This is a genomic window from Enterococcus sp. C65 (assembly GCF_040887165.1).
Lineage (GTDB): Bacteria > Bacillota > Bacilli > Lactobacillales > Enterococcaceae > Enterococcus_B > Enterococcus_B hirae.
In genome coordinates, this window is record NZ_JBFOFG010000027.1 from 1 (window position 1) to 1,515 (window position 1,515).

General features: G+C 37.8%; 1 protein-coding gene. It reads right to left on the reverse strand.

Annotated features, from left to right (window positions below; genetic code table 11):
• Nucleotides 1-83: 83 nt before the first annotated feature.
• Nucleotides 84-1,379, reverse strand: coding sequence for an ISL3 family transposase (locus AB3I12_RS13285; protein ID WP_063627468.1), 1,296 nt, complete (start codon nucleotides 1,377-1,379; stop codon nucleotides 84-86).
• Between the last annotated feature and the right edge of the window lie 136 nt (nucleotides 1,380-1,515).

Here is a 1,515-nt window from a genome sequence, read left to right on the forward strand (position 1 = left end):
GGCTCTTTGTCAATAAGGACTGATGAGTGGTGTAAAATCAAATCTGGGTCAGAATGAACCTCATTCTGTCTCAGATTTTTTTGTTATTTCACGTCGATTAATTGATTGATCAAAAAGATCCTAATTTTCATGTTCTCAAATGATTTAAATCCGTAAGCTACACGTTTGATTGTCTTTATATGGGTATTCTTTGCTTCTATTTTTCCATTAGAGTAAGGGTAAATCAGTGCATTGGTAATTCCTTCTTCATAGGACAGAAGGTTTTGAAGTTTCGCTCGAAAGCGGTCATCTAGCGTTTCTGGAAGTTCTTTTAATAAGGAGAAAAACAAGTTGGAATCTTTGAGACGAAAAGCTTCCGTCAACTCGTGAAAAACAGTATATGCCTCTTTGAGCGGTGTGGAAAAAGCAAGTAAACGATCAATCATCATTGCCTCGGTGAGAAGTGGGTATTTAGGTGCTCGGAAACTTCGCCAGGTTTTGTACTCATAATGATTCATGTTTTCACGATTTTTTAAGAGGAAGCGCCAGTTCTTTTTCAATTTTTCGGCTTCCTTAGATTGACCAACCTCACGTAGTTCTTTCATTTCTCGGATACGAAAGTCGTTGAATGCCTGATTCATATGTTTGACGACATGAAAGCGATCAATCACAAGTTTCGCATTTGGTAAAACGCGTTTGGTGAGCTGGAAGTAGGCGGCGTTCATGTCTGTCACTAGGAATTCTACCGCTTCGGGATTGGTACAGTTTAGAAAATAGTTGGTTAAATAAGGCAATTTGCGTGTCGGTAAAATATCAATTAGTTTACCTGACTCGCCATCTGCACAAATAAAGCTCATCTTATCCTCCATGCAAGTGTGAGAACGAAATTCATCGACCATTAAAACCCGAGGTAGAATCCTCTTGGAAGACGTTGGTAAATAGCATTTTAGCTCTTTCAAGGTACGAATAACGGTAGTTAAAGATACCTGACAAATTTTCGCAATTAGAGATAAAGAGACTTTTTCAGTTAGGAGAGAAATCATTTTGAATCTGACATGATCGGCAATGGAATGCCTGGGACGGACAAAATAACTCTGAGCAGTCCAGTGGCTTCGACAGTTTTTACAGGTATAACGTTGCTTTTTTAAGCGCATGACCATAGGCATATGATTGTATTGATCAAAACGGATCATCGTTTTCTTCTTACCATTTTTTACAACAATTGACTTGCCAAACGCATCGAACACGGAAGAACCGCAATTTTTACAAGCACACGGAGGAGGAGAAAGAACGGCATCAATGATTAAGGTATTCTTCTTTTGGAAGGTTTCGTAAGTAACCTCGGTAATCGTTAAATTTTTGTCTATTAATCTTAGCATTTTTTTGATAGAATCATTCATAGAGCATATCGTCCTCTCAGTTGGTTTGGTTGTGGTGATTTAATCATACTAGAGAACGATATGTTTTTTAATAGCAAAAATGAAAATGGGACTGAAGAATCAATTCTGATTCATCAGTCCCATAAATTATAGAGCC

Excerpts from the sequence above, each read along its gene's own strand:
- AB3I12_RS13285 (WP_063627468.1), bottom strand. The coding sequence starts at position 1,379 with ATGAATGATTCTATCAAAAAAATGCTAAGATTAATAGACAAAAATTTA.